Below are 23089 nucleotides of genomic sequence, written 5' to 3'. Positions count from 1 at the left end.
CCTTGAGCGAGCAGTAACTTCAAGACCTCAAGGACGATTTCAAAGACTACAAGTCCGGCAATTGGATTCCCAAGACGTTCGGGCGTGATGCGTTATACGACCATCCCCATACTTACCCTCTGGCCAGACAGGAAGAAATCCAGCATATTCACCTGGCTGATTCCTCGTACTGGCCGGTTTGCGCGCTTCAATTCCGGCGCACCAGCGATGAGCACTTGGTTTACTGCCAGGGGATCCGCGACGAGAACTGCTACTTGCTGATCCAGGTTCTAAGACCCGACGCCCATAACAAGGCACGCAATAACAACGTGATGCACATGATCGCCACCGAAGCCGGCCGGTTCAGGGACCAGTTTTAGATGCACCATTTACTTGTATGGGGTGTACCCGATCGCCTTGGTCAGGCTTGGGCGAGGCAGGTTGATGACCTGGTAGCCTGAGCTCTACTTTTGAAGCCCTCAAAAAATGGTGGGATTACCGACCGGCTGAGAAAGCCTGGTCCTGCGTGTCCTACAGGCTTCAAGTCTGGTTCAAATAGAATGGCAAGGTTATACTTTCGCCTGTTCGATCTGCACCAGTACAGTGACACCCTCATTGAACATGCTGTACCTGCTCAGACCAGCGCCTGATTAAAATTCCAGCAGCTATATCCGTGTATACCAGCGTGTATTTCGGCTGCCCAAAAGCAATATAAGCACCTGATTTGTATTTCGAGTAAGAGGTACAAGCAGGGCCTGTAACCGGAGAATCTTTCGCCCATGACGGACAACACCGACGCAACACCATCCCAGGACGAGAACCGGTTGATCGCCGAGCGCCGCGAGAAGCTGCAGAGCCGGCGCGATGCCAGTGACAACCCCTTTCCCAATGACTTTGAGCGTGACAGCACTGCCGCGGAGCTGCAGGCGCGTTACGGCGATTACAGCAAGGAAGAACTGGCTGAGCTGAACATGAAAGTGGCGGTGGCCGGGCGCCTGATGCTGGATCGCAAGCCATTTTCCGTGATCCAGGACATGAGTGGCCATATCCAGATCTACAGCACCAAGGCGGTGCAGAAGGAGATCAAGGACTGGGACGTGGGTGACATTGTGGGTGTGAGGGGGACGCTCTCAAAATCCGGCAAGGGTGACCTGTACGTGGTCATGGAGGAGTACCAGCTGCTGACCAAGTCGCTGCGGCCCCTGCCCGAGAAGCACAAGGGGCTGGTGGATCCGGAGCAGCGTTACCGCCGGCGTTACGTGGACCTCATCATGAACGAGGACACGCGCAACACCTTTAAGGTACGCTCAAAGGTCATCAACCAGATGCGCCACTACCTCACCAGCCGCGACTTCATCGAGGCGGAAACGCCCATGTTGCAGGTGATCCCCGGTGGTGCCACGGCCCGGCCTTTCATTACCCACCACAATGCGCTGGATATTGACATGTACCTGCGCGTGGCGCCGGAGCTCTATCTCAAGCGCCTGGTGGTAGGTGGTTTCGAGAAGGTGTTCGAGATCAACCGCAACTTCCGTAATGAAGGATTGTCAACCCGGCACAACCCCGAGTTCACCATGCTCGAGTTCTACCAGGCCTACGCGGACTACAACCACCTGATGGAGCTCACCGAGAACCTGCTGCGCGAGGTGGCCGAGACTGTGTTCGGTGAGGCACGCTTCAGCAACGGCGTGCGGGATGGCAATGGTGAGGTCGTGGACCACGTCACCTATGACTTCTCGGGCCCGTTCCGGCGCCTGAGCGTGATGGAGGCCATCCTGGAACATAATCCGGAGCTGACCGAAGCGCAGCTGTCGGATCGCGAGCAGGCGGCGAAGGCGGCCGCCGAGCTCGGCATCAATGTGAAAGAGGGCTGGGGGCTGGGCCGTATCCAGGCCGAGATCTTCGAGGAAACCGCCGAGCACCGGCTGACCCAGCCCACTTTCATTACGCGGTATCCCACCGAGGTGTCGCCACTGGCACGGCGCTGCGACGATGATCCGAGCGTGACCGAGCGTTTTGAGCTGTTCGTGGGCGGTCGGGAGATTGCTAACGGCTTCTCCGAGCTCAACGATGCCGAGGACCAGGCGGAACGCTTCCGGGAGCAGGCACAGGAGAAGGCCGAAGGCGATGATGAGGCCATGTTCTATGACGAGGACTTCATTACTGCGCTGGAGTACGGCCTGCCGCCTACGGCAGGGGAGGGCATCGGGATTGACCGGCTGCTGATGCTGTTGACGGATTCTCCTTCGATCCGGGATGTGATCCTGTTCCCGGCTATGCGACCCGAAAGGGGGTAAGGATGCATCCGGCCACGGAAGCGCTGCTGTCGCACCTGAAACCGGGTACCGGCTGGCGGGAACGCCTCGAGGGGGAATTTAGCCAGCCCTACATGGAGCAACTCGGCGCCTTTCTGGCCAGTGAGGAGGAGGCCGGGAAGACGCTGTTCCCGCGGGCCAACCTCTGCTTCAATGCGTTGAACACCACGCCCTTTGATCGTACCTCGGTAGTCATCCTTGGGCAGGATCCCTATCACGGCCCCGGTCAGGCCCATGGTCTGTGCTTCAGTGTGCGGCCTGGTGTTGCAGTGCCGCCCTCCCTGGTCAATATTTTCAAGGAGCTGAATCAGGATCTGGGCCTGCCCATTCCGGATCATGGCTGCCTGCAGCCCTGGGCGGAACAGGGCGTGCTGCTTCTGAACAGTGTACTGACCGTGGCGCAGGGTAATGCGGGTGCCCATCGCGGCCAGGGGTGGGAGACCTTCACGGACCGCGTCATCGGCCACCTCAACGAAGAGCGCGAAGGGGTGGTCTTTCTGTTGTGGGGCAGTTATGCCCAGAAGAAGGGAGGCTTTATCGACCGCAATCGGCACCTGGTTCTCGAAGGGCCCCATCCCTCGCCGCTATCCGCTCACCGTGGCTTTTTCGGGCAGCACTGGTTCTCGCGTACCAATGAATGGCTGGTGCAGCAGGGATTGCCGGAAGTGGATTGGGGGCTGCCCGACCGCGCAACACTGGAAGCGCGCTATCGCGGTTCGGGAGATACCCAGAAGGCGGGCGCCTGAGTCAGCTCTGGAGCAGGGCCATGGCGGCTTCCATCTGTTCGCCCAGGTCCTCGTCGTCTTCCATGCTGGATTCTGGATCCAGGCCCAGCCGCTGGAAGGCGGTCACTTCGCTCCAGTCCATTTCGGTGTGGGGGTGACCCGACCCTGACAGGGCCTGCAGACTTGCCACCATCACCACATCCGCGTAATCCGCTTCCGGTACCTGCCTGCTGAAGTTGACATGTTCAGAAGGCACATGGTGCAGCTCCAGGGGAAAATCCCAGGCTTTGAGAATGCGGTCGCCGATGACTGGATGCAGTTCGTCGAGCAGGTTATCCAGCATGGCGTTGTTGATCTGGATATCATGGTCTTCAACGAATTTCAGAACGGGCAGGGCCCCGATCTGGCAGACCAGCCCCGCCAGCGTCGCCTGTTCGGGCTTGAGCCTGGTGTAGTGCTGGGCCAGAACCTGGGCAATACCGGCAATCTCGGTGCTGCGCTGCCAGATGGTGCGCAGACGCCGGTCGATCATATCCGATGTGGCCTGGAACATCTGCTCCATGGCCAGGCCCATGGCAAGGCTGCTGGTATAGTCCATACCGAGCCGGCTGACCGCCATGTTCAGGGTGGTGATTTCGCGTGAGCCACGGAAAAGGGGGCTGTTCACCACCTTGATGATGCGCGCGGACATGGCCGCATCGTCGCTGATCGTCTTAACCATGTCTGGAATGGCGGAGTCTTCGGACTCCGCGATGTCACGGACCTTCAGCGCCACCTCGGGCAGGGTTGGCAGCGTCAGCTGGTCCTGATCGATGGCTGTGAGCAGTTGGTCGCGGATGCGGTTGCCCAGTTCCGTCATAACCTTGAAGGTCTCCAAGTCGTTCGTAATACTGCCCTATTTATAGCAGACCTGACACAGCATGCCGTTATATTTTGTCACTGCTTCTGGTGCTCCGGCATGCTGTAGCCCAGTGGCTGCAGGGCCAGCCGAGCGCCGGGCTGGTCGGCGAGGGAAACGGTGGCGTCCAGGGCGCTGTGTTTGAGAACCCCGAGTAGTTGGACGTTGCCGTCGTCGGTTGCAATGCTGTCGGTAACCTCGCCCAGACCATTGCCGTCGGCATCCACCAGCCGGTCTCCGGGCTGGGGCAGTGTATCGGTGAAACGGGCTTCCAGGCGGAACAGGCTTTTCTTGAGCTGTCCCAGGTGGTGCATCCGGGCGATGATCTCCTGGCCGGTATAGCAGCCTTTGGTAAAGCTCACGCCGTCATAGGCCTGAAGATTGAGGTTCAGCGGCACATAGGCTTCGGAGGTGGTGTCGTTCAGCAGGGTCAGGCCACTCGTGATCTCGGAGAGTTGCCAGGTTGCACTGTCTTGGTCCGGTTGCGGGGCCGGTTCCGTGGCAGCGTTCCACCAGAGTTCGAAACGCGGGCGCCCGTCGGGCAGAGGGACGGTCCGGACCAGGATACTATTGCCGGCAGCGACCGCGTCGTTGACCTCTTCCGGCAATGATGGCGCCATCGCGCCGGCGCGCTCTTCCCCGATGAGACCGAACAGCTGCCACTCATCCGCCGTTTTCAGCTCGGCCTTGAAGAACGCCAGGTATTTGCTCAGCTGTTGATTGATGCGGTCGCTGAGGGTTTCCGGGAAACGGACGAGGACCCGTTCGGGCGACAGGCGAACCAGCCGGAACAGGGCATAAGCGCGGCCCTTTGGGGTACAGGCCGCGCCAGGCAGGCTGTGTTCCAGGGTCAGCTCTTCAATGTCGCAGGTTACCTGGCCCTGGAGGAAGCGATCCACATCCGGCCCTTCGAGGAGCATCAGCCGATGGGCATTGACCGGCGCGGTCATGGCATCGGGCAGCATGGCGGGGGCCGTTGTGTTCGTCTGGGTCATTCTGTGTCTCCGTGAAACCGGTTCATGGGGCACGTATCGTCCGTGCGGGCGGGCCCCAGCCGGAGCCAGCCCGTCAGCCTACGTAGTTGTTGCGGATCAGTATTACGGATACCCGGGATCGTGCTCAACAGCAAGGGCTGGGCGGAGCCGTAACCATGGCCTTTAAGATGCAGCCACAGGAAACGGTGGGCGATGCGCGATCCCGGGCTGATGTGGAGCCGGTGTTGGTGGCCGTTACGCAGGATGGCCTGTAGTCCCTCCGGACTGGCGAGGAGCTGGACCGGGCTGTTGCGGGCACGCAGCAACTGGCGCCGGAAGGCTGTAACGCCGCCCGCCGTGCACACCAGCACAATGCTCGCTGGAACCGCGAAAGGCAGTGCCTCAAGCTGCAGCACAACAGCGGCGGGCAGGAGCCATGGGGTCGCGGCCAGAAGGCCCAACCCGGGCGAAGGCTTCAGGGGAATCTCAATCCGGCTGAACCCGCTGGAGGATGAGGTCGACGATGCGGGCAAGATCGGGGTCCTCCGGCCGGTTGCGCTGCATGAACCATGCAAAGAGGTCGTTGTCCTCGCAGTCGATCAGGCTCCGGTAACGGGCCCGGTCGGCTTCGGAGAGTGAGGGGTAGGCCTCCTTCACGAAGGGGACCAGCAGCAGGTCAAGTTCCAGCATGCCCCTGCGGCTGTGCCAGATAAGGCGCTTGTATTCGCGGTCATCGGTCATGGGGTCAGTGGTTTCCATCAGGGTTCAGGCATCAGATCGCATGTAGCTGGTTGGCACCAGTATCGTATCTTTGGGGTCCGCGGCGGTGGTTGGGTAATCCAGGTTGTAATGAAGACCCCGGCTTTCACGGCGCTGCAGCGCCGAGCAGATGATCAGGTCGGCCACTGTCACCAGGTTACGCAATTCCAGCAGGTCATTGCTGACCCGGTAATTGCTGTAGAACTCGCGGATCTCGCTGTGGAGCATGTCAACACGGTGCTTGGCCCGCTGCAGGCGTTTGGTGGTGCGCACAATGCCCACATAGTCCCACATGAAGTGGCGCAGTTCATCCCAGTTGTGGGCAATGACCACATCCTCGTCCGAATCCCTTACCCGGGATTCGTCCCACTCGGGGACTTCGGGGGGCTCTGGAACGTGCGGGCTCTGCTGGTTGATGTCCCGGGCTGCCTCCCGACCGTAAACCAGGCATTCCAGCAGGGAATTGCTGGCCATGCGGTTGGCACCGTGCAGGCCTGTGAAGGACGTTTCGCCGACCGCGTAGAGTTGGTTTACGTCGGAACGGGCACGTTCATCCACCATGATGCCGCCACAGGTATAGTGGGCCGCGGGCACGATTGGAATCGGGTCCCGGGTAATGTCGATTCCGAAGTCGCGGCAGCTGGCGGCGATGGTTGGAAAGTGTTCTTCAATGAATTCCGCTGGCCGGTGACTGATGTCGAGATAGAGGCAGTCCGCGCCCAGGCGTTTCATTTCATGGTCGATGGCCCGAGCAACAATATCCCGTGGTGCCAGCTCCGCGCGTTCATCAAAGCGTTCCATGAAGCGGCTGCCGTCCGGCAACAGGAGCTTGCCCCCTTCCCCACGTACGGCCTCGCTGATCAGGAAGGACTTCGCTTGTGGGTGATACAGGCAGGTGGGATGGAATTGGTTGAACTCCATGTTGGCGACCCGGCAGCCCGCGCGCCAGGCGATGGCAATGCCGTCGCCGGTGGCGCCGTCCGGGTTGCTGGTGTAAAGGTAGGCCTTGCTGGCGCCACCCGTGGCCAGAACCAGGAAGCGCGCCCGGAACAGCTCCACCTCCTGGGTGTCGTGATTGAAGACGTAGGCGCCTACGCAACGGTTTCCGGGCAGAAAGAGCTTGCGATGGGTTACCAGGTCAACTGCCACCCGGTTCTCGAAGATCGTGATGTTGTCCTTCTGGCGGGCGCGCTCACACAGGGCCTGGGAAACGGCCTGTCCAGTGGCATCCGCGGCATGGATGATGCGACGGTGGCTGTGGCCGCCTTCACGGGTCAGGTGGAAGTGGCTGCCGTCGGCGCGGGTGAACTGAACGCCCTGCTCAATCAGCCAGTCGATGCTTTCGCGGGCCTGGGAGACGGTTTGCCGGACCGTATCTTCGTGGCACAGGCCCGCGCCCGCCGTCAGCGTATCGGCGGTGTGCGCCTCTTCGCTGTCGCTGTCATCAAGAACCGCGGCGATGCCACCCTGGGCCCACTGGGTGGAGCCACTATCGAGCCGCGTCTTGCTCAGGACCGCAACGTTCAAGTGGGAATCCAGGGTCAGGGCCGTGGTCAGGCCGGCGGCGCCACTGCCCACAATGACAACGTCGTATTGGTGGAATGCATGCATAGGGAATATTGAACTAAAGTTTGCTTCCGGTGTCACTCTTTACGTGCGCCACCTGCCGGGAGATGATCAAGCTCATGACGCTGAACGAGGAATCAGTGATGGCATCGCATGAGGAGCGCGAAGGGGAGGTGGTGCAGTGCAACGGGTCCCGGGCCAGAGTTCGTGTGGCGCCGGTGACCGGGTGTCCGCGCTGTGCTGCCGGTGAAGGGTGTGGCCAGGGGTTGCTGGAGGCGATGCGCAGCGATCCCCGTCCGGTGACGTTCTGGGTGACTGTTCCGGACGATGAGCAGGTATCGCCGGGGGACCGGGTCATGCTCCGTTTGACGTCTTCCGCGCTGGTGGCGGGGGCGTCGCTGGTATACTTGGTACCGCTTTTGGGGCTGGTTCTGGGTGCGTTTGTGGGGGAAGCCCTGACTGGTGCCGGTGAGGGCGCGACCACGGCCGTTGGAGTTGCCGGCCTTGCTGGTGGGTTGATGGCGGCGCGGTACTGGCTCCGGCATAGGCATTACGGTAAGCGGTTCGAGCCGGTCTTTGTGAGAAGGGTTCGTTTTTCTGACGTACCGTTCACTTGAAAACCCCGCCGCTGAGGTCAATATCATGAAGGGGTTAGGCAAGGGCCCGCGTGGCGTTGCGGGCGCCTGTGTATTCAAACCGAACGGGAGATCCCAATGTTGAGGATGTCACAGCGATTCACGCCTCTGTTTGCGCTGCTTTTTCTGCTTGTGAGTACCTGTGTGCCCGCGCAGCAGAGCGGCGGGAAGCTGCCGGATTTCACCGGCGTGGTTGAGGATAATGCGAATGTCGTGGTCAACATCAGCACTACGTCTACCTCGTCCCGGGGGGCCACACCTTTCGGGGGCCGGATGGAGCAGCTCCCGGAGTTCTTCCAGAAATTCTTTGAGAAACGGTTCCATGGCCAGATGCCGCCGCGCCAGCGCGAGCATCAATCGATGGGGTCTGGCTTCATTGTGTCGTCTGATGGCTACATTCTGACGAATAACCATGTGGTTAAAGACGCCGATGAAATCATCGTTCGAATGAATGACCGGAGCGAAATGGAAGCGGAAGTAGTGGGTGCCGATGCCCGCTCCGATATTGCCGTGCTCAAGGTGGATGCCGAAGGGTTGCCCACGGCCAAGATCGGCAGCTCCTCGGATCTTTCCGTGGGGGAGTGGGTCTTTGCCATCGGCTCGCCGTTCGGCTTCGATTACACCGTCACCTCCGGGATCGTGAGCGCCAAGGGCCGTTCCCTGCCGCGTGATAACTACATTCCCTTCATCCAGAGTGATGTGGCCATCAATCCCGGTAATTCGGGTGGGCCCTTGTTCAACATGAAGGGGGAGGTCATTGGCGTGAACTCCCAGATCTACACCCGTTCCGGTGGCTTCATGGGCGTTTCCTTTGCGATTCCCATGGATGTCGCCATGGATGTCTTTGATCAGCTGCGCGACAAGGGTCATGTAACCCGGGGTTGGCTGGGTGTCATGATCCAGGAGGTGAATCGGGATCTGGCGGAGACTTTCGGTCTTGATCGCCCCTATGGCGCCCTGGTGGCGGATGTGGTCCCGGATTCCCCGGCCGCGGAAGCGGGCCTTCAGCAGGGGGACGTCATCCTTGAATTCAATGGTGAGGAAATTACCCGTTCCTCGGATCTGCCGCCCAAGGTGGGACGGACGGATGTCGGTAGCGAGGCCGATCTGACGGTGCTGCGTAATGGCGAGCGCATGACGGTCACCTTTACGGTGGGCAAGCTGCCTGAAGACAGTAAACAGGCACGGCAGTCGGCCGCGACGCCGGATAGCGGCACCCGTCTGGGGCTGCGCGTTGAGCCGTTGCCGGAGCAGCTGGCACAGAAGTGGGAACTCGATGGTGGCGTTCTGGTGGCCGAAGTCGGCCGGGGGCCGGCGCGCCAGGCTGGCATCCGTCGCAATGACGTGATCCGCAAGGTCGGTAACCAGGGCGTGACCAGTGTTGACGAGTTCCGGGAGGCGGTTGCGTCACTGCCGGCGGGTGAGCCGGTTGCGGTTACCCTGATCCGCCAGGGTAATCCTCGGATCGTGGCGCTGCGCCTGCCCGAATGATCCGTCCTTCCGGGGCGGCCCGGCTCGCGGCGGTAAGTCCGCCTCGCGCCGGGTCAGCCATAGCCTTTCCCTCACGTGTCCGGTAAAATCCGCCCGGTCAAGGCCGTCGCCGCAATGGCGGTTACGGGAAACCGGATTCTGGAGTGTCAGTGAGCGATCTCAGCCACATACGCAACTTTTCGATCATTGCCCATATCGACCACGGGAAGTCCACGCTCGCGGACCGCTTCATTCAGGTCTGTGAAGGGCTCACCGACCGGGAAATGGCGGAGCAGGTCCTGGATTCCATGGACCTGGAGCGTGAGCGGGGGATCACCATCAAGGCCCAGAGCGTGACGCTCAAATACCGGGCTCAGGATGGTAACGTCTATGAACTCAACTTTATCGACACCCCGGGGCATGTGGATTTCTCCTATGAGGTGTCCCGGTCTCTGAAGGCCTGTGAAGGCGCGCTGCTGGTGGTGGATGCCGGGCAGGGCGTGGAGGCCCAGTCAGTCGCCAACTGTTATACCGCCATGGATCAGGATCTTGAAGTCATCCCGATCCTGAACAAGATCGACCTGCCGCAGGCGGATCCCGAGAAGGTCATGTCCGAGATCGAGGACGTGATCGGGATTGATGCCAGTGATGCGGTGCCATGCAGCGCGAAGAACGGCACTGGCGTCGAGGACGTTCTGGAGGCATTGATCCATCGTGTCCCGCCCCCCGAAGGCGAGGTGGATGAGGCACTGCAGGCGCTGATCATCGACTCCTGGTTTGATAACTACCAGGGCGTGGTTTCGCTGGTGCGGGTCATGCACGGCAGTGTGCGCAAGGGCGACAAGATTCATGTCAAATCCACCGGCAAGGCCCATGCGGTGGACAAGGTGGGCTATTTCAACCCCAAGCCGACCACGGTCCCCGAACTCAAGGCCGGGGAGGTGGGCTTCATCATTTCCGGCATCAAGGACATCAAGGGCGCGCCCGTGGGTGACACCATGACCCACGCCAGCACCCCTGATGTGGCCCAGCTGGAAGGGTTCCAGAACGTCAAGCCGCAGGTGTACGCGGGCATCTTCCCGGTTTCCTCGGACGACTACAATGCCTTCCGGGATGCCCTGGAGAAGCTGACCCTCAACGATGCGTCGCTGTTTTTCGAGCCGGAGAGCTCCGACGCGCTTGGCTTTGGCTTCCGTTGCGGTTTCCTGGGCATGCTTCACATGGAGATCATCCAGGAACGGGTGGAGCGCGAATACGGCATCGACCTGATTACCACGGCGCCCACTGTGGTCTATGAGGTGGTTATGCTCGATGGAAGCATTGAGTACATCGAGAATCCTTCGCGTCTGCCGGATGCCGGCGAGATGGAAGAAATCCGTGAGCCCATTGTGGAGGCCAATATCCTGGTGCCGCAGGAGTTTCTGGGGAACGTGATTGCGCTGTGCGAGGAGCGCCGTGGGCACCAGACGAACATGAACTTCCTGGCCACCCAGGTTCAGGTTGTTTATGAGCTGCCCATGAGCGAGGTGGTTCTGGATTTCTTCGACCGTCTCAAGAGTGCCACCCGGGGCTATGCGTCCCTGGACTACCAGTTCCAGCGCTTTCAGGCGGCCAACCTGGCGCGGTTGGACATGATCATCAATGGCGACCGGGTGGACTCGCTGGCCATCGTGGTGCACCGGGATCAGGCACACAGCAAGGGCCGGGCTCTCGCCGAAAAGATGAAGGAACTGATTCCGCGGCAGATGTTCGATATCGCCGTTCAGGCTGCCATTGGCAATCACATCGTGGCGCGCCAGACCGTGAAGGCGTTGCGCAAGAATGTGACTGCCAAGTGCTACGGCGGCGATGCCAGTCGTAAGAAGAAGCTGCTGCAGAAGCAGAAGGAAGGCAAGAAGCGCATGAAACAGGTTGGAAGTGTGGAGGTCCCCCAGGAGGCCTTCCTGGCCGTTCTCAGGGTGGATGACGAGTAGCCATGCCCATGAACATCAACTTCCCGCTGGTACTGGTCGTACTGACCTCCGCGACAGGCGTTATCTGGCTGATTGATGCCTATCTTTTCCGGCCCCGCAGGCAGGCGCGCTACACCCAGAAAGGGGCCCGGAAAAGCGCCGAGGGGGCGGCTGATGCGGCGGATCCGGACCAGCCCTGGCTCGCCGAGGTCAGTCGGTCCTTCTTCCCGATCCTGCTGGTGGTGCTGGTGCTGCGCTCATTTCTGGTGGAGCCGTTCCAGATTCCGTCCGGTTCCATGCTGCCAACGCTGGAAGTGGGGGATTTCATCCTGGTGAACAAGTTCACCTATGGGCTGAGGGTGCCGGTGGCGCACTGGGAGCTGCTGGACCTTGGTGATCCAAAGCGGGGCGACATCATGGTTTTTCATTACCCAGAGGAGCCCTCGGTGAACTACATCAAGCGGGTTGTTGGCCTGCCCGGGGACCGCATCGCCTATGAAGGGAAGCAGCTCTATGTGAATGGCGAGCCGGTATCCTCCACTTTTGTGGCAGGCCTGCGCGAACAGGAACTCCACCGTGAACAGCTGGGCAGGCACCAATTCCGTACCCTGTACGCCCAGCGCCCGACCGATCCAAAGGCGGAAGGTGAATGGACAGTGCCCGAGGGGCACTATTTTGTGATGGGCGACAACCGGGACAACAGTCGCGACAGCCGGTATTGGGGCATGGTGCCCGATCGCTATGTGGTGGGTAAGGCGTTTGCGATCTGGATGCACTGGGAGTCGCTGACGAGCCTGCCTACTTTCAACCGTGTCGGCTGGGTTCACTAACAGCGGAGATTACTGATGCAACACGTACTCAGACGTCAGAATGGTTTTTCAATGCTCTCGATGGCGCTGTTCATCCTGATCGGTGCCTTCCTTCTTAACGTGCTCTTTCGCGTGGTACCGGCGTACATTGACGATTACATGCTCGGTCGGATCATTGGATCCCTGGAAGAGACCGAGTCCCATCGCGATATGGAGGACCTACGTGACGTGCGCGAGTATCTGCGTAAACGTCTCCAGATGGAAAACATTGAGGCGGTCAGTGTGAGTGACATGAAGATGGAGCTCGACGATGGTCGGCTGTACCTGGAATTCTCCTATGAGGTGCGCTCCGGGTTCATTGGTAACATTGATACCGTCGTCCAATTCGACCATCAGCATGAACTGAGGATGCCGTGACCGAGCAGGAACGTCTCGACCAGCTCCAGAAGCGCCTGGGCTACCGCTTCAGTGACGTGGAACATCTCCGGCTGGCGCTCACCCACCGCAGCTATGGCGGCAACAACAATGAGCGCCTTGAATTCCTGGGCGACTCGATTCTGAACATGGTGATGGCGCAGTACCTGTTCCATCGCTTCCCGGAAGCCCGGGAAGGCCAGCTCAGTCGGCTGCGGGCTCGGCTGGTGCGCGGAGCAACCCTGGCCGAGATCGCCCTTGAGTTCGAGCTGGGGGACTGCCTCCGGCTGGGCTCTGGTGAACTCAAGAGTGGGGGGTTCCGGCGTGAGTCGATACTGGCGGACGCCGTCGAGTCCATTGTGGGCGCCATCTATCTGGATTCGGGCCTGGAACAGGCCCGTGAACGCCTTCTGGCCTGGTTTGGTCCCCGGCTGGACCGGCTCAGCCTGCAGGATACCCAGAAGGATCCCAAGACCCGCCTGCAGGAATTCCTCCAGTCCCGGCGTCAGGCGCTTCCCAACTACGAGGTGGAAACAGTGCGGGGTGAAGCGCACCAGCAGACGTTCTATGTGAACTGCAATGTGCCCGTGCTGCAGACAGCCACGCGTGGGCAGGGCGGCAGCCGGCGGGCCGCGGAACAGGATGCGGCGCGACTGGCCCTGGAACAGCTTGAGCAGGAGGGGGAGCCCCATGGCGGATGAGCCGGTCAGTCGCAGTGGTTTCATCGGGCTTCTGGGGCGCCCCAATGTGGGCAAGTCCACACTGATGAATCACCTGTTGGGTCAGAAACTCAGCATTACGTCGCGCAAGCCCCAGACCACCCGCTACCAGCTCCTGGGTATCCATACGGTGGAACAGGATCAGATGGTGTTTGTGGACACGCCGGGCCTGCATACCGAGGAGCCCAGGGTCCTGAACCGGTACATGAACCGTGAGGCAACCACCGCCCTTAGGGACGTGGACATGGTGGTTTTCGTGGTTGATCAGGATCTGTGGAACGAGGGCGATGCCAATGTGCTGGCGCGTTTCTCGCATCTCGAGTGCCCGGTTCTGGCGGTGATCAACAAAGTGGATCAGATGGCGGATCCGGATCAGTTACTGCCGCATATTGACTGGCTCAGCCAACAGTACCCGTTCACCGAGATCGTGCCTGTGTCGGCGTTGCGCTCGCGTAACCTGGATCGCCTTGAAAGCACCATCCGGAGCCACCTTCCTGAAGGACCCCATCCTTTTGATGAGGACGACCTGACCAACCGGAGCTCACGCTTCCTGGTGGCGGAAATGATCCGCGAAAAGATCACGCGCCAGCTTGGTGCTGAGCTGCCCTATACCATGGCGGTCGAGATTGAAACCTTTGAGCAGGAAGGCGGCGTCCTCCATATCAATGGTCTCATCCTGGTGGAACGCCAGGGCCAGAAAAAGATCGTCATCGGTGATAAGGGCAGCCGGCTGCGCCAGATTGGCCAGGAGGCGCGGCTGGATATGGAAAGCCTCTTTGAATCCAAGGTGATGCTGAACCTATGGGTTAAGGTCCGAAAAGGCTGGGCCGATGACGAGCGTGCCCTGCGCTCCCTGGGCTATGGGGATCAGAGGCGCTGAGCCGTGACGGCTCGCGGCCAGCAGCTGGATCCGGCCTTTGTGCTGCATCGCCGGCCTTACGGGGAGACGAGCCTGATCGTCAACCTGTTCACCCTTGGTCATGGTCATTTCAGCGTTGTCGCGCGCGGCGCGGCCCGCCCACGGAGCCAGTGGCAGGCGGAACTCCAGCCCTTTCGGCCCCTCAGGGTCTCCTGGTCCGGCCGCCACTCGCTCAAGACCCTGCGGCATGCCGAAGCCACGGCCCCTGCACTGGCGTTGGGCGGCAATCATCTCTATTGTGGCTTCTACGTGAACGAACTGCTGCTGCGCCTGCTGACAGAGGCGGATCCGGCACCCGATCTTTTTGGGGCCTACCTGGATACTCTGGAGCGACTTGCCAGTGCTCCCCCGGCAGTGGAGCCTGTACTACGGCGGTTTGAGTACCGGCTTGCAAGCGAATTGGGCTATGGCATCAGTTGGGACAGGACCGGGGATACCGGCGAGCCTGTCCAGACCGGTGGGACCTATGCGTTCCATCCGGCCCAGGGCGTTCTGTCGGAGCGCCTGGGCCCCATAGGGGGTATCGCGGGCGAGCACCTGTTGGCGCTGGCCGCTGATGAGCTGGACAATCAGGCGGTGCTGCGACTGGCCAAGCGGCTGATGCGCAGCCTGATGGATCATCTGTTACAGGGGCGGCCATTGCACAGCCGTCGTCTTTTCGAACGTCAGGGGAGGTCAGAATGAATCACCAGCCGCACCGTGTCCTGCTCGGTGTCAACGTTGACCACGTCGCAACCCTCCGGGAAGCCCGCGGGACACGCTATCCGGATCCCGTCCAGGCGGCACTGCTGGCGGAAGAGGCCGGAGCCGATGGCATTACGGTTCATCCTCGGGAGGACCGGCGCCATATCCAGGATCGGGATGTACGCATCCTGAAAGAGACCCTGACCACCCGGATGAATCTGGAGATGGCCGTTACCGACGCCATGCTGGATTTTGCCGAGGGGATCCAGCCCGAGCACTGCTGTTTCGTGCCTGAGAAGCGTGAGGAGCTGACGACCGAGGGAGGGCTGGACGTGGCAGGCCAGACGGGGCGCGTTAAGGCGGCCTGTGAACGCATGGCGGCAATGGGGACCGAGGTTTCGCTGTTCATTGATGCCGACGCGGATCAGATCCGGGCCGCAGCGGACTGTGGCGCACCGGCAGTGGAACTGCATACCGGGGAATATGCCCTGGCGACCACACCTGAAGCTGGCGAGCGGGAACTGGTTCGGTTGCGGGAATGCGTGGATTTGGCCCGGCAGCAGGGACTGGTGGTTAATGGTGGCCATGGTCTGCACTACCACAACACGGCGGCAATCGCGGCGATGGCGGGCATCAATGAACTGAACATTGGCCATGCCATCATGGCACGGGCCCTGATGACGGGCATGAAGGAAGCGGTCCGGGATATGCGGGCGTTGATGGATCAGGCCTCAGGCGTTGGCCTCCTGTAAGAGCTCATGCCAGTCGGTTTGTTCACACCAGTGCATCAGCCGATCCATGGCTGCCACCAAGCGTTCCACGGCTGCGTCAATTCCTTCTGAACCGTTCTTGAGGCGGGTTTCAAGATCCGCCGCACAGTCACCCAGCTCTGGTACGCCAGTGTAGCGGGTGGCGCCGTGAAGCCTGTGAACCCGTTCAAGCAGGGATGCCTGGTCGCCCTGCTGGTGCAGGTTCTGGATAGCGGCGCGGTCCTCCTCCACATAGTCCAGTAGCATGCTCAGCATCTCCTCTGCCAGGTCGGCCTTGCCGTTGGCCAGTCGCAGGCAGGCATCGGGATCCACCACGGGGTGGCGGCGGCCACGGGATGAGGGTCGTACCGCTTCGTGTTCAAGGGGGGTGGTCTGCTGCCCCTCTTCCGCCCGCACATTGAGCCCCAGATGGCGTTGCAGGGTATGGGCGATCAGGGAGGGATTGATGGGCTTGGTCAGGTAGCCGTCGAAACCGGACGCCAGCAGCTGCTCCCGTTCCTCCACTTGTGCATGGGCAGTGAGCGCGATCACTGGCAGGTGACTATTGGCGTTGTCGAGCCGGCGGATGCGGGCAGTGGCCTCGGTGCCATCCATGCCGGGCATCTGGACGTCCATCAGTACCAGGTCGAAGGTACCTTGCTGAAGGCGTTGAACGGCTTGGTAGCCACTGCTGACATCCTCCACCTGGAGGTCGAACTCACGGAGCAGTGTGGTGACCAGCTTGAGGTTGGCCTCATTGTCATCCACAGCCAGGACCCGGGCATTCACTCCAGAGGCATCCCGTGAGGGCAGGGGCGCCGGCGCTGGTGCCTGCTGGGGTTCCGAGGGATCCCTGGCGCCATGGATGAGATGTCTGAGACGCTGTTGGAGCAGGCTCCGGCGCACCGGTTTGCTCATATGCGCTGAGGCCATGGCCACCAGCGGGCTTGTATCTTCATGGAGGGTGGGGGTCAGAAGCAGGACGCGGCAGTCACACTCGTATTCGAGGGTCCGGATCAATTCCTGGTGCTGGCTGGAATGCAGCAGATGGCGTGCCACGCCCAGCACCACCAGTGCGAAGCCATGGCCATCGGCCTGGCTTGATTGGACCTGTTCAATGAGATCCTGAGGGTTGGAAGCGTGGCTCACGCTCAAGCCGGTTTCGCGCATCAGGTTGGTTATGGCCAACCCTGATGTTGACTCGTATTCCAGGTAGAGTACGGATTCACCACTGAGTGGCGCTCCCGGTGTTTCCTCAGGGGCCCCGGAGGCTTCCAGTGGCAGGCTGAACCAGAAGCAGGATCCCCTGCCCAGCTCGCTTTCCACGCCGATGTCGCCACCCATCTCCTCAACCAGGCGCCGAGAGATGACCAGCCCCAGCCCTGTGCCGCCGTATTCACGCGCGGTGGAGGCATCCGCCTGGTTGAAGGCGTTGAACAGGCTCTTCTGCTGGGAGTCGGATAGACCCACGCCCGTGTCGGTGATGCTGATCCGGATGCGTTCTTCCTCCGCATCATCCTCGTCGAGCATTACCCGTACCACGACCTCGCCATGCTGGGTGAACTTGATCGCATTGTTCACCAGGTTGGTCAGGACCTGTTTGATGCGCAAAGGGTCACCCATGAAGGCATCAGGAACGTCTGTGTAGATCAGAGGCGCCAGGTCCAGGTTTTTTTCGTGGGCGGCGGGCGCGAGCATGATCAGCACTTCCTCCACAGTCTCACGCAACCGGAAAGGCGTGCGGTCGAGAACCAGTTTGCCCGCTTCGATCTTGGAAAAGTCCAGAATGTCGTTGATGATGGTGAGCAGGATTTCCGAGGACTTGCGGATGGTATTGAGGTGGTCCCGCTGCTGGGCCGAGGCTGGTGCCTTCAGCAGTAGATCGGTGAAACCGATGATGCCGTTGAGCGGCGTCCGGATCTCATGGCTCATGTTGGCCAGGAATTCCGACTTGATGCGGCTGGCTTCCAGTGCCTGCTTGCGGGCCAGATCAAGCTCAATGTTCTGGACCTCGATGGTTTCCAGCGTCTCGCGCAGGTCCTCGGTGGCCTGATCCACGTTCTGCTGCATTTCATCCTGGGCCTGTTGCAGGCTGCCGGCCATGGCATTAAGCCCGGAGGCCAGCTCTTCCAGTTCCGGGCTTGCCGTCATCTGAACGCGTGTGTCGAGCTTGCCTTCCCGCAATCGGCTGATGGCACGGGTGAGCTCATGGATGGGATCGGTGATGGATCGGCTCAGGTGGATGGCGATCAGGGTGTTCAGGAAGATGCCGCTGCCGACCAGCAGCAGGCTGACCAACAGCGCCTCATACTGTTCCTTCTCTGTAGCGGCGTGAGAGAGTTCAACGCTGGCCCAGCCCAGCGGCTTCTCGCTGGTGTTCGCGTTGCCGCGGGGGCGGTCTCTGTCCCGCCCCAGGAAGCCATTGATCATCAGGTCCTGGGGGTAAATGGGGGCTATAAAGAGGGAGGCGTCTTCGCCCGTTTTGACCCGCGTCCTGGTTAGTTTCTGAAGTCGTTTCGGACCCTTGACCCGTTCGCGGGGGCCCGTCTGGACCAGTTTCCGTCCGTCGCTGTCGTAGATGGTGATGGAGCGGACATCGTCTTCCTTGAGCATGGAATTGGCGATGCCGAACAGCAGGTTTCGGTTCCCTGTAAAGGTGCCGTACTCCGAAGCCGATGCCAGCTGGTGGCTAAGGGACAGACCGCGCTCTTCGAGCATGCGCGACAGGTTGCTGACCCAGCTGTGGGTGAAGTAAATGCCCACGATCACAATGAGTACCATTGTGGGAACCCATGAGAGAAAGAAGATCTTTTTCTGGACGCCCCAACGGCGCATCAGCAATCCTGTTCCGTGGTGTGGGTGGTTCCGGAGTGGTTGGGCGCTGCCCCGGATCAGCGTATCATGGGCGCCAATCTAACACATGCGTGCGCTGGCGCACGCTGCCGGTGTCACAAGCCTTGAGGAGTCTCTGCTGCGATGGCCTATCCAACCATTGAGGACTACGTGGGCAACACGCCGCTGGTGCGACTCCAGCGCCTGCCTGGAAACACCAGCAATACCATCCTGGTAAAGCTTGAGGGAAATAACCCCGCGGGCTCCGTTAAGGACAGGCCGGCGCTGAGCATGATCAGCGAGGCGGAAAAGCGCGGTGATATCCAGCCAGGGGATACCCTGATCGAGGCCACCAGCGGTAATACGGGGATTGCACTGGCGATGGCTGCGGCCATCAAGGGATACCGCATGATCCTCATCATGCCGGAAAGTGCCAGTGAGGAAAGGCGTGCTTCAATGCGGGCTTACGGCGCTGAAATCATCAGCGTGTCACGGGAGGCCAGCATGGAGGGGGCGCGGGACCTGGCGCAGCAGATGGCGGCTAACGGCGATGGTATGATCCTGGATCAGTTTGCCAATCCGGATAACCCGCTGGCGCACTATAAGGGGACAGCGCCCGAGATCTGGCGGGACACCGGCGGTACTGTCACCCATTTCATCTCCTCCATGGGGACCACTGGCACCATTATGGGGTGCTCCCGTTACTTCCGTGAGCACAACACAGGGGTTGAGCTGATCGGGCTTCAGCCGGGCGAGGACGCTGCGATTCCCGGCATCCGCCGCTGGCCGCCGGAGTACCTGCCGGGCATCTTCAATGCCAGCGCCGTGGACCGGGTCATGGAAATGGGGCAGCAGGAGGCGGAAAATACCATGCGCTCACTGGCCGCGCAGGAAGGCATTTTCTGTGGCGTATCCTCGGGGGGCTGTGTCGCGGGTGCGCTGCGTCTGTCCCGGGAGGTTGAAAACGCCACCATCGTCGCCATTATTTGCGACCGGGGCGACCGCTATCTGTCCACTGGGGTGTTCTCCAGCCAGTAAGCTGCCGGGCCGCGGCGTCCAACCAGCAATGTTATTTTTCTACAGGGTAGTCCAGCATGAGCCGACGCCGGCGTGGTCCGCGCATCCCCGCAGAACCCGTGAGTATCGAGATTGAGAGCCTCAGCCATGACGGGCGTGGCGTGGCCCGTATTGAGGGCAAGGCCGCGTTCGTGGATGGCGCGTTGCCCGGCGAGCAGGTCCAGGCACGCTTCCTGGATCGGCGCCGTCGCTTTGACACGCTGCGGACGCTGGAGGTGGAGGCCAATCCCTCCGCTGAGAGGGTTACACCGCCTTGTCCGCATTCAGGACTCTGCGGTGGCTGCAGTCTGCAGCATCTGGCTCCGCAGGCGCAGGTCCGGCTTAAGGCGGCAACGCTTGCTGAACAGTTCGCCCACTTTGGTGGCATTGAGCCGGAGCAGTGGGCTGAACCGCTGACGGGCGAAACGCTCGGTTACCGTCGCAAGGCCCGTCTGGGCGTGCGGTATGTGACCAAGCGCGGCGAGGTATTGGTTGGCTTCCGGGAAAAGGGCAGCAGTTTCATTACCGCCATCAACGATTGTGCGGTACTGGATCCGCGCGTGGGGCAGCGCATCGAAGCCCTTAAGTCATTGATTGCCGATCTTTCCGTCTACAATCGGTTGGCCCAGATCGAAGTGGCTTGCGGCGATGAGGAGGCGGCCCTGGTGCTGCGTCACCTGGAGCCTCTGACGTCGGAGGATGAAAACCGGCTGTGTGAGTTTGGCCAGAGTCATGGCCTGCAGATCTATCTCCAGCCCAAGGGACCGGATACGGTCCATCGCCTCTGGCCGCATCCGGGTGACGGCCCGGATCGCCTGTTCTACCGGCTGCCGGACTGGGATCTGACGCTGGGATTCCATCCCATGGACTTCACCCAGGTCAATGCGGCCATCAACGAGCGCATGATCAACCAGGCTCTGTCATGGCTGGCGCCGGAACCCCATCACAGGGTGCTGGACCTGTTCTGTGGCCTGGGTAATTTCTCGTTGCCACTGGCGCGCCAGGCTGGCGAGGTGGTCGGTGTTGAGGGCGAGGAAGCGCTCGTCCAGCGTGGTCGCGAGAATGCCGAGCGCAATGGTTTGGCCAATGCAACTTTCAGGGCAACCGACCTGCAGCAGGATTTTACCGCCGAGCCCTGGGCAGCGGAAGGCTTTGACCGGGTATTGATCGACCCGCCGCGCTCGGGGGCCGAAGATGTGGTTCGCCATCTCTCGAGGGCCGGTGTTGAACGCATAGTCTATGTCTCATGCAATCCGTCGACCCTGGCCCGGGACGCCGGCATTCTTGTGGCCAATGGCTACCGGCTGGTACGCGCCGGGATCATGGACATGTTCCCGCACACCGCCCATGTTGAGTCCATGGCCCTGTTCGAGCGGGAGTCGCACTGATGGTGAAGGTCCGGACAAACTACGCCAGTACCGCGGATGGCGGCGTGGATATTGGGGCGTGGGTCGATCATATTGATGCCCAGCATCCCCTGGAGGACCGTGAGACCCTGATCCGTGCCTGTCGGCGCAGCCTGGCCATCGACCGCAAGGCCGTGCGTGAGGATCGCCTCTGGGCGCCTGGCGCAAGCAGTTTTCTTACCGGTCTTGAGATGGCCCAGATCCTGACGGAGCTGCGTCTGGACCAGGAGACGCTGGTGGCAGCGGTCCTGTATCGGGCGGTGCGCGAAGAGCGCATGACACTGGAAGCGGTGCACAACGAGTTTGGTGAGACCATTGCTCAGCTGATCGATGGCGTGCTCCAGATGGCCGTGATTTCAACCCTGCATACGCCGCTCAAGGGCAATGTGCTGGGGCAGGCCCAGGGCCAGCAGGACAATGTCCGCCGCATGCTGGTGACCATGGTGGATGATGTACGCGTTGCCCTGATCAAGCTGGCTGAGCGCACCTGTGCCATTCGCGCGGTCAAGGACGCGCCTCCGGAGAAGCGGCTCCGTGTGGCTCGCGAGGTGTTCGACATCTACGCGCCCCTGGCGCACCGGTTGGGCATCGGTCATATCAAGTGGGAACTGGAGGATCTGTCCTTCCGCTACCTGCATGAGTCGGCCTACAAGAAGGTTGCAAAGCTACTGGACGAGAAGCGCGTTGACCGGGATGCCTATGTGCAGCGGGTGGCGGAAATCCTGAAAGGGGCCCTGGGTGATGCGGGCATCGAGGCCGAGGTGGCCGGGCGTGCCAAGCACATTTACAGCATCTGGCGCAAGATGCGGCGCAAGGGCATCGACTTTTCGGAAGTCTACGACACTCGCGCCCTGCGTGTGCTTGTACCGGAAGTGCGCGACTGCTATGCCGCCATCGGTGTGGTGCACGGCCTGTGGCGCCATATTCCCCACGAATTTGACGACTACATCGCCAATCCCAAGCAGAACGGCTATCAATCCCTGCACACCGCCGTGGTCGGGCCCGAGGGCAAGACCATGGAAGTGCAGATCCGGACCCATGCCATGCATGAGGATGCGGAGCTGGGGGTGTGCGCCCACTGGCGTTACAAGGGGACCGAGAAAGGGGGCTCCGAGGCCGCCTACGAGGCCAAGATCAACTGGCTCCGCCAGGTCATTGAATGGCAGGAGGATCTGGGCGATAACGAGAGCCTGGTGGAGCAGCTGCGCCGCGACGTGAGCAGTGAACGCATCTATGTGTTGACCCCCGAAGGCCATGTGGTGGATATGCCCAGCGGTGCCACACCACTGGATTTCGCCTATAAAGTGCATACCGAGGTGGGCCATGCGTGCCGCGGCGCCAAGGTCAATGGCCGCATCGTGCCTCTGACGCACACATTGCGCACGGGGGACCAGGTGACCGTCCTGCGCGGCAGCGAGGCCGCTCCGAGCCGGAACTGGCTCAACCCCGGTCTGGGCTATATCCAGACTTCCCGGGCCCGCGCCAAGGTAACCCGCTGGTTCAAGATGCAGGACCGGGAGCAGAACATTGCCGATGGCAAGGCGGTCCTGGAGGATGAGCTGGGCCGACTGTCGCTGCGGGATCTTGACCCCGACGTGGTGGCGCAAAAGGTCAATTACAGCTCGGCCACTGATATGTACGCGGCCATCGGGGCCGGCGATCTCAAACCCGCCCAGGTAGTGAAAGCGGCCCAACGGATCCTGGAACCGTCTGATCGTCAGCTCGACCTGCGGTTGACGCGGCGGCGCAGCGAGAAGGACAAGAAAGATCCCGATATTCATATTGAAGGCGTTGGCAACCTGAAAACCGTCATTGCCCAGTGCTGCACGCCCGTTCCCGGCGACGCCATCGTTGGCTATATTTCGGTTGGGCGAGGGGTGACCGTACACCGGGACGATTGCACAAACCTTGTTCAGTTGCGCCAGAAAGAAGCCAGTCGCATCATTGATGTGGACTGGGGAGCGGAACCCGAGGCGCGTTACCCGGTGACCGTTGAGGTTGAGGCTTATGACCGGGCCGGGCTGCTGAACGACATCACCTCGGTATTGGCCAACCGTAAGCTCAATGTGCTGTCCATGCAGACCGAAACGTACAGCGAGAGCCTGACAGCCAGCACGACGCTGACCGTGGAGATCAGTGACATCGATCAGCTGTCGCGCCTGCTGGCGTCCATCCGCCAGTTGCCCAACGTCATCGATGTCTACCGGCATCGTGAAGCCTGACCGGAG

General features: G+C 61.1%; 20 protein-coding genes and 1 pseudogene. 15 read left to right on the top strand and 6 right to left on the bottom strand.

What is annotated here, in order from left to right:
• Positions 1-53 precede the first annotated feature (53 nt).
• From AC1RQI_RS07685 to ung, 3 genes and pseudogenes are all read left to right on the top strand, one after another.
• Positions 54-359: pseudogene (locus AC1RQI_RS07685) on the top strand (type II toxin-antitoxin system YafO family toxin); the annotation flags it as partial.
• Between the two features lie 399 nt (positions 360-758).
• Positions 759-2276, top strand: a complete 1518-nt coding sequence (gene lysS, locus AC1RQI_RS07680; protein WP_481904276.1) for a lysine--tRNA ligase — start codon at positions 759-761, stop codon at positions 2274-2276.
• Between the two features lie 2 nt (positions 2277-2278).
• A complete protein-coding gene (gene ung, locus AC1RQI_RS07675) occupies positions 2279-3040 on the top strand; it encodes a uracil-DNA glycosylase (protein ID WP_416634043.1) in 762 nt (253 codons plus the stop codon).
• 1 nt (position 3041) lies between these two features.
• Here ung and AC1RQI_RS07670 read toward each other — a convergent pair whose 3' ends face one another.
• The 5 genes from AC1RQI_RS07670 to nadB all read right to left on the bottom strand — a co-directional run bounded on the left by AC1RQI_RS07670 (position 3042) and on the right by nadB (position 7261).
• Complete coding sequence (locus tag AC1RQI_RS07670; RefSeq protein ID WP_416634044.1) at positions 3042-3878, bottom strand: HDOD domain-containing protein; 837 nt, start codon at positions 3876-3878, stop codon at positions 3042-3044.
• 77 nt (positions 3879-3955) lie between these two features.
• Positions 3956-4912 carry a CAF17-like 4Fe-4S cluster assembly/insertion protein YgfZ gene (ygfZ, locus tag AC1RQI_RS07665; RefSeq protein ID WP_481904275.1) on the bottom strand — a complete coding sequence of 319 codons (957 nt, stop codon included), beginning with the start codon at positions 4910-4912 and terminating at the stop codon, positions 3956-3958.
• Complete coding sequence (locus AC1RQI_RS07660; RefSeq protein WP_481904274.1) at positions 4909-5424, bottom strand: hypothetical protein; 516 nt, start codon at positions 5422-5424, stop codon at positions 4909-4911. Before AC1RQI_RS07660 ends, ygfZ begins: the two co-directional genes overlap by 4 nt.
• The gene (locus AC1RQI_RS07655) at positions 5378-5650 is read right to left on the bottom strand and encodes an FAD assembly factor SdhE (RefSeq protein WP_481904273.1); all 273 of its coding nucleotides are present in this window, start codon (positions 5648-5650) and stop codon (positions 5378-5380) included. Before AC1RQI_RS07655 ends, AC1RQI_RS07660 begins: the two co-directional genes overlap by 47 nt.
• Positions 5651-5656: 6 nt before the next feature.
• Positions 5657-7261: an L-aspartate oxidase gene (nadB, locus tag AC1RQI_RS07650; protein ID WP_481904272.1), complete on the bottom strand. Its 1605-nt coding sequence runs from the start codon at positions 7259-7261 to the stop codon at positions 5657-5659.
• 74 nt (positions 7262-7335) lie between these two features.
• On the opposite strand from nadB, the gene AC1RQI_RS07645 reads away from it, so the two are divergent.
• From AC1RQI_RS07645 to pdxJ, 9 genes are all read left to right on the top strand, one after another.
• On the top strand, positions 7336-7833 hold the full coding sequence (locus AC1RQI_RS07645; RefSeq protein ID WP_481904271.1) for a SoxR reducing system RseC family protein: 498 nt from the start codon (positions 7336-7338) through the stop codon (positions 7831-7833).
• A gap of 96 nt (positions 7834-7929) precedes the next feature.
• Complete coding sequence (locus AC1RQI_RS07640) at positions 7930-9342, top strand: DegQ family serine endoprotease (protein ID WP_481904270.1); 1413 nt, start codon at positions 7930-7932, stop codon at positions 9340-9342.
• A gap of 149 nt (positions 9343-9491) precedes the next feature.
• Entirely contained in the window at positions 9492-11294 is a 1803-nt protein-coding gene (gene lepA, locus AC1RQI_RS07635) for a translation elongation factor 4 (protein WP_481904269.1), read from the top strand.
• A 14-nt stretch (positions 11295-11308) separates the two neighbouring features.
• Complete coding sequence (gene lepB / locus AC1RQI_RS07630) at positions 11309-12103, top strand: signal peptidase I (RefSeq protein WP_481904282.1); 795 nt, start codon at positions 11309-11311, stop codon at positions 12101-12103.
• A gap of 15 nt (positions 12104-12118) precedes the next feature.
• A complete protein-coding gene (locus AC1RQI_RS07625; protein ID WP_416634052.1) occupies positions 12119-12499 on the top strand; it encodes a DUF4845 domain-containing protein in 381 nt (126 codons plus the stop codon).
• Positions 12496-13197, top strand: coding sequence for a ribonuclease III (gene rnc / locus AC1RQI_RS07620; protein ID WP_481904268.1), 702 nt, complete (start codon positions 12496-12498; stop codon positions 13195-13197). Before AC1RQI_RS07625 ends, rnc begins: the two co-directional genes overlap by 4 nt.
• Entirely contained in the window at positions 13187-14095 is a 909-nt protein-coding gene (gene era / locus AC1RQI_RS07615; RefSeq protein WP_416634056.1) for a GTPase Era, read from the top strand. The genes rnc and era overlap by 11 nt, the downstream gene beginning before the upstream one ends.
• Before the next feature lie 3 nt (positions 14096-14098).
• Positions 14099-14818 carry a DNA repair protein RecO gene (recO, locus tag AC1RQI_RS07610; protein WP_481904267.1) on the top strand — a complete coding sequence of 240 codons (720 nt, stop codon included), beginning with the start codon at positions 14099-14101 and terminating at the stop codon, positions 14816-14818.
• On the top strand, positions 14815-15570 hold the full coding sequence (gene pdxJ, locus AC1RQI_RS07605) for a pyridoxine 5'-phosphate synthase (RefSeq protein WP_481904266.1): 756 nt from the start codon (positions 14815-14817) through the stop codon (positions 15568-15570). The genes recO and pdxJ overlap by 4 nt, the downstream gene beginning before the upstream one ends.
• Here the strand turns inward: pdxJ and AC1RQI_RS07600 are convergent.
• On the bottom strand, positions 15550-18402 hold the full coding sequence (locus AC1RQI_RS07600; protein WP_481904265.1) for a response regulator: 2853 nt from the start codon (positions 18400-18402) through the stop codon (positions 15550-15552). The two genes, pdxJ and AC1RQI_RS07600, sit on opposite strands and share 21 nt — an antisense overlap.
• Before the next feature lie 141 nt (positions 18403-18543).
• Here AC1RQI_RS07600 and cysM point away from each other — a divergent pair, with 141 nt between their 5' ends.
• The 3 genes from cysM to relA are packed head-to-tail and all read left to right on the top strand — an operon-like array spanning position 18544 to position 23083.
• On the top strand, positions 18544-19437 hold the full coding sequence (gene cysM, locus AC1RQI_RS07595; protein WP_481904264.1) for a cysteine synthase CysM: 894 nt from the start codon (positions 18544-18546) through the stop codon (positions 19435-19437).
• Between the two features lie 56 nt (positions 19438-19493).
• A complete protein-coding gene (gene rlmD, locus AC1RQI_RS07590) occupies positions 19494-20843 on the top strand; it encodes a 23S rRNA (uracil(1939)-C(5))-methyltransferase RlmD (protein ID WP_481904263.1) in 1350 nt (449 codons plus the stop codon).
• The gene (gene relA / locus AC1RQI_RS07585; protein ID WP_481904262.1) at positions 20843-23083 is read left to right on the top strand and encodes a GTP diphosphokinase; all 2241 of its coding nucleotides are present in this window, start codon (positions 20843-20845) and stop codon (positions 23081-23083) included. Before rlmD ends, relA begins: the two co-directional genes overlap by 1 nt.
• The last annotated feature ends 6 nt before the right edge of the window (positions 23084-23089 follow it).

It is taken from the genome of Salicola sp. AFF1, assembly GCF_056783195.1.
The sequence above is the reverse complement of the archived record's forward strand: the minus strand, read 5'-3'. Positions and strand labels throughout refer to the sequence as shown.